1 protein-coding gene (cut by a window edge) is annotated in these 6,000 nt (G+C 73.1%); it reads left to right on the forward strand.

Annotation, left to right across the window (positions count from 1 at the left end; genetic code table 11):
* Positions 1-6,000 carry part of the coding region annotated (locus ACL03H_RS21430) for an amidoligase family protein (protein ID WP_412813089.1) on the forward strand (this coding region is incomplete at its 3' end). 23,369 nt of the annotated region lie to the left of the window's left edge, so 6,000 of the 29,369 annotated nt are shown.

A 6,000-nucleotide genomic window follows, 5' to 3' on the forward strand; every position in this document is an offset into this window, starting at 1 on the left:
GCTCGCGCCGCTGGTGGACCAGGTGCGGCGCACCACGAGCTCGCTGGAGCGCAACCTGCGGGCCGCCCCCGACGAGCCCCGCTACCAGGCCGCGCGGGAGCGGCTCGCGTCCTGGCAGGAGGCGCTGCGCAGCGAGGAACTGTCGCGCGCGACCCCGGACCAGCTGCGCGCCTCCGAGGTGCAGGCCCGGCAGCTGCTGGACCAGGTCCGCACCGACCGCACCGCGCGGTTGGAGAGCATCGCCGCCGAGGCCCAGGCCTACGCGGACGTGGGCGTCTCGCCGATCGCGTTCCACCCCGAGGGCATCCCGGGTGGGGTGACCTCCCGTCCGGGCACGAAGCTCGGCCTGGAAGTCGAGTTCACCTTCGACCTGGCCGGGTTCGGGCGGCGCGTGCGCGGCCTGTTCGCGGACCTGAAGAACGGCGGGCACACCAGCCAGGCAGGCACGGGCTACCCGCTGCCCGACCAGTCCGCCGACTCGGTCCGGGACGCGAACGCGGCGGGCACCTGGGCGATGGCCTTGGAGGCGTCCGACGACGGCGGGGTCGAGCTGATCTCGCCGATCCTGCGCCCCGGCGCCGACCCCGGTACCTGGAGCGACCTGGCGGACGTGCTCGCGCTCGCCCGGAACCACGGCGGGAGCGCCCGGACCACCGGCGGGCACGTGAACCTGAGCTTCGACGAGCCGCTGACCCCGCAGCAGTACGTGCGGCTCGCGCAGCTGTCCACCGGCTTCGAGTCGCTGCTGTTCCGGTTGGCCAGCGACCCGAGCGGCTCGCGCAAGCTCGACTACGTCGGACCGAACCCGTTGCCGGTCGACCCGGCCTCCGTCTCGACCCCGCAGGACCTGCGCGTGCTCAACCGCGGCACGGTGGGCGAGTCCCGGTACGACGCGATCAACTACGAGCACGTCCGGGGCGAGGCCACCGACCGGGTCGAGATGCGGCTGTGGGCGGGCAGCCTCGCCGAGGCCGAGTGGCAGGTGCGCGCCGAGCTCAGCGCCGCGATGCTGGCCGCCGCGCAGGATCCGTCGATCTACCGGCGCCTCGACGAGCTGATGTCCAAGCCCGCGCTGCTGGCCAAGGGTGATGCGGATCTGGCCCAGCTCCAGGACTTCCTGGAGCTGCTGCCGCTGAGCCCCGAATCCGAGGCGCAGATCGTCCAGCTGTTCTCCTGGACCAAGCCGTGGGACCTGGACGGCTCGAACGACACCCACGACCGCGCGCAGAGCATCGCGCTGCCGCAGGGCGGGCTGTTCTTCCCGAACCCGCGCAACTCGGTGCCGTCGGTCATGGAGGTCGTGCGGCGGCTGCCGCACCTGCCCGACGGCGCGGACCTGGTGATGGCCACCCTCGTCGGGGACAACCCCAACCTGGTGCAGCTCTGGGACGGCGAAACGATCGACGGCCACCAGTTCACCGACGTGCTGAGCGCACGCCGCATCGGTGGGGAGAACCCCATCGCGCTGGCCATCTCCGGCGTCATCCAGAGCGACCCGGACATCGAGGCCGACGGCCCGAACCCGCACGCCGACGACCTGGAAGCCGAGTGGGTCGCGGACTTGGCCGTGGAGAACACCGTCTACGTCGCCTCGAAGGTGGCGTTGACCCGGGACGGCAGGATGCTCGCGGTCCGCGACGTGCTCCGCACCGACGACGGGACCATCCGGTTCGTCGAGGACCCGCGCGGCTGGATGGTGCTGGACGACGGCCTTCCCTACGCCACCGGGGAGGCGGACCTCGCCACGGCGCTGCTCGTCGAGCGGGACGCCCAGGGAGAGGCGAGTTCCGAGCACGGCAGCGGTGACTCCGGTCGCCGGGACGGCGATTCCGACGTCGAGATGGACGGCGGTTCCTCGGGCCGGCCCGAGGAACCGGACAGCGACCTCGACGCCGAGGGCGAGACCGACGTCGACATGCTCGACGCCGAGAGCCAGGGCTCGCGCAGCGATGAGGACGCCGGGAGCGAACTCGACTGGGATCCCGCCGAGTTCGGCGGTCGCCCGGCCCAGCAGCAGCAGCCCCAGCAGTTCGCGCCCGCGTCGAAGCCGGGCGACCTCCCGGCGTCCCCGTACCCGCAGGGCGACCTGTTCGCCGATTCCCACCTCGACTCGTTCGGCGAGGAGTTCTGGAACCGGTTCGCGGAATCCGACCCGCTCGGCGAGGAGTTCTGGAACCAGTTCGACGACCTGGCGTCCGCCGGGCACCTCCTCGACTTCGGCGACTTCGCCACGGCGGAGGACGGGACTTCGCGGACCGGGGGACCGGGCGAGACCGCCGAGGCCGAGTCGGCTCCGGTGACCTACTGGGCGGCCCTGCTGGTCCCGGACGACGACGGCGCCCTGCCGCAGGACTCCCTCCGCGAGCTGCACGCGGAGACCGCCCGCACGCTGGCCGCCGAGCTGCTGGAAGCCGCCGACGGCGGGCGCCCCCCGTTCGAGATCCAGATCAGCTCGTGGAGCACGGAGCAGAACCCGGCCGTCAACGCCGCGCGGAGCAAGGAGGTCGAGACCCGGCTCACCGCCGCCCTGGAGGCCGAGCTGGCCGCCGCCCAGCCGGGCGTGCCCGCGGCGCAGCGCCGGACCCTGCACGGCCTCGGCGTCCCGCTGGTGGTCAAGAGCGACTACTCGCTGCTGGACTCGATCTCGGTGCTGACGGCGCCGGTCACCGACTATTCCGCGCAGTGGGAAGGGAAGCCCGAGCCCGCGCCCGAGGACCAGGCCTGGCGGCACGCGACGGCGACCCGCGCCAGCTGGTTCGACCGGCAGTGGGGCAGGGTGGATCCCGCCGAGCTGGACGCGCTGCGGCGGCCGATCCCGGACGGCGTCGTGAGCACGGAGTCCCCGGCGCCGCGGATGACCTACGGGCAGTTCTTCGGCGGCCCCGTGCGCTACGAGTTCCAGCGCATCGAGGTCGCACCCGGCCGTTTCGTGCAGGAGTTCACCTTCCGCCCCTACGTGGACGCCGAGAGCGTCCTCGCGCCGCCCCGCGAGCGCGCGCGTCACGACACGACGATGCTCGATCTGAAGGAGCAGGAGCGCGCGACCGCCGAGGTGCTGGTGGGGCTGCACGAGCCGAACTCCGAGTTCGCCGAGAGCGCACGGGCTCAGCTGCGCGCGGCGGAGGCAGAGCTCCCGGGGCTGCGGGCGAAGGCCGACGCCTCGGCCGCGGAGCTCGCGCGCCAGGAGCGGCGCGTGGAGGACGTCAAGGACCGGGTCCGCAAGGACCTGGCCGAGCACCCCCTGCAGGGCTCGCGGATGGCGTTCTCCGGCGATCAGTTCCACGCCAGGGTCGAGTTCGCGCAGGACGCGCAGTCCGGCCTCGCCACGGTGCGGCTCGGCGAGCTGGCCCGGGCCTCCCAGAGCTCCTGGGGCATGGCGAGCTCGGGCCGGGCGATGACGCACGAGATCTTCCACTTCTTCGGCCTCTACGACGAGTACGGCTCGCCCCGGGAGTTCGAGGTCGGCAGCCGGGAGTTCGAGGGCGAGAAGATCCCGGAGTACAAGGTCAAGGCCGTCCTGAACCCCGACATGCTCATCGAGCAGCGGAGGACGGCCCTCGAGGAGGCCGAGCGGAAGCTGGCCGCGGCGCGGCACGCCCTCGAACTCGACGAGCAGAACCGCGACGCGCTGACCAGCCTCACCGACGAGCACGGCGCTCCGATGTTCGACGGCGCCGCCCTGGATCGGCAGGTGGAGAGCTCCCAGCGAGAGGTGCGGCGCCTCGACGCCGAAGCCGAGCGGGCCCGCCAGCGGGTGACCGACATCGACCAGGACCTCGCGGCACTGCGCGAGCGCTCGTCCCAGGGCGTCCGGGAGCTGTTCGACCCGAGCCGGATGCCCCGGCGCGCCCGGTACGCCGTGGAGGTCGAGTTCGTCGACCACCCCTTCTTCGCCCACCACTCCTTCATGGTCAGCGACGCCGAGGGCGTGGCCGCCCACGACTCGGAGACCTGGGGCAGCGCCGACACCCCGGCGGCCTCGGCCCGCCGCATCGCCGCGCACCTCGGGGTGAACCCGAGGGTCTTCTCCGCGCAGCGCGACAGCGAACCGATCGCCGCGGGCTGGTACCCCGTCGACGGACGCCTGGCGTTCAACCGCCCCGACCAGCCGATGCCGACGGACATCGCCACCGGTAAGCCGCACGAGCGCCGCAACCGCGACATCGACGACCAGGGGCTGATGGGCCAGCACGAGGGTGACTTGCTGCCCCGCCACCTGTGGCGGATCGAGCAGCTGGCCCGCGAGGCGGGCATGCGTCCCGATGTCGTGCAGCCCGGGCCGGAGCGGGTCTCGCGGCGTCTCGACTTCCTGCTCGGCAAGGACGAGGTGGATCCGGCTCCGGTGCTGGCCGAGCTGCGCACCCTGATCGGCAACCAGGCGGGGATCGACGCCGTGCGGGCGCGGTTCGGCCAAGACGGCACGCCCTCGCTCGACGAGCGGCTCCAGGACAAGCTGGTGGGCCCGGACGCGCAGCGCGCCGAGCGCTACCTCAGCGGCCGCTCCCGCGAGATGGTCGAGTTCGAGGACTACCTCGAGTCCGCGCCGCCGCTGACCGACTCGGAGCTGGAGGCGTTGAGCCTCCCCGCGCTCGACTTCAGGTCGCTCACGTCCGGGTCGCTGGACTTCAGCGCCCTGGACGGATTCGGCGGGATGGGCGAGCGCTCCGACGCCCCCGACCTCACCGCGCTGTTCAGCGTCCCGGAACTCGACGAGTCCGCGAACCTCGGGAACCTGGACTTCAGCGCCCTGGACGGATTCGGGAAGACCCCCGACCTCGCGAACCCGGCCGATTTCGGGAACCTGGACTTCGGAAACCCGGACTTCGCCAACCTTGCGGACTTCGGGAATCCGGCTGGCTTCGCCAACCCGGCGGACTTCGGGAACCCGGCTGGCTTCGCCAACCCTGCGGACTTCGGGAACCTCGACTTCGCCAACCCGCTGGGGTCGGACCCGATGCCGGGGCTCGACTTCAGCGCCCCGACCCACGGCGGTGTCGTCGCCGGAGACCCGTTCGTCGCGTTCGGCGAGCTGCCGCCCGCGGATCCCGCGCTGCTGGCGATGTTCGACGGCGGCGTCGAGCCCGGTCCGGCCACGATGCCCGAGGCCCCCGCCGAAGGCGGCGCGGAGCACGGGGCCACGCAGCAGGCGCCGCCGCCGCAGCAGGCCGTCGATCCGCGTTTGCTGGAGTCGGGTGGGGCGCGTTCGGGTGTGTCGGCTGAGTTGCGGGCGCGGTTGGACGCGGCGCCGGTGGTGCAGCGTGGTCGGGTCCGGGAGTTGCCGGGCGGTGATGCGGTGCAGCGGTCGGCGTTCGAGGTGCGTCGGGCGTTGTCCGAGGACGGTGTGCTGGTCAGCGAGGCCACGATCCGCATCGGACAGGGCGGTGCGGTCTCCCGCGCCGCGGCCGACGCGGACTGGGCCCAGCTGGTGCGGTCGGTGGACCAGCGGTTCAACCGGCCGAACCTGGTGCTGCCCAACGGTGATCTGCTCCGGGTTCGCGTGCTGCGCGCCGCGCCGGGGGAGACGCCGCACCACTCGGTGACCTTGAGCGCGACGGGCCGTCCGAACCAGACCAGTTGGGTGCTGGGCGACCCGATGCGGCTGCACGCGGTCGGCGGGATGCTCGGCCTGCCCGTCGAGCCCGGCGTCCGGGGCAGCCTGATGGGCGTTCCCGATGGTCCCGGTGGCGGTCTCCTGCGCCCCCGGCACGTCGAGATCGTCGGTCAGCACATCGGCGACGTCCCCGCGCACGCACCCGAGTTCGTGGAGCCGCGCCTCGTCGAGAGCCAGGGGCCGGCGACGCGGCTGCGCGCGGCGGCCGAACTGCTGCGCAGGCACCTGGGCACCGTTTCGGATCGCTTCCCCGCCGAGCGGCTGGCGCAGTTCGCCCGGCTGATCCGCGCCGCCGAGACGCCCTCCTTCGCCGGCGCCCCGCTGCACGGGTTGCGGGGCGCCGCCGACCAGGCGGAGCAGTTCGCGCGGGAGGTTCGCGAAGCGGCCGC

Origin of the sequence: Saccharopolyspora antibiotica, from assembly GCF_047200635.1 — a bacterium.
In the GTDB taxonomy this organism is placed as follows: domain Bacteria; phylum Actinomycetota; class Actinomycetes; order Mycobacteriales; family Pseudonocardiaceae; genus Saccharopolyspora_C.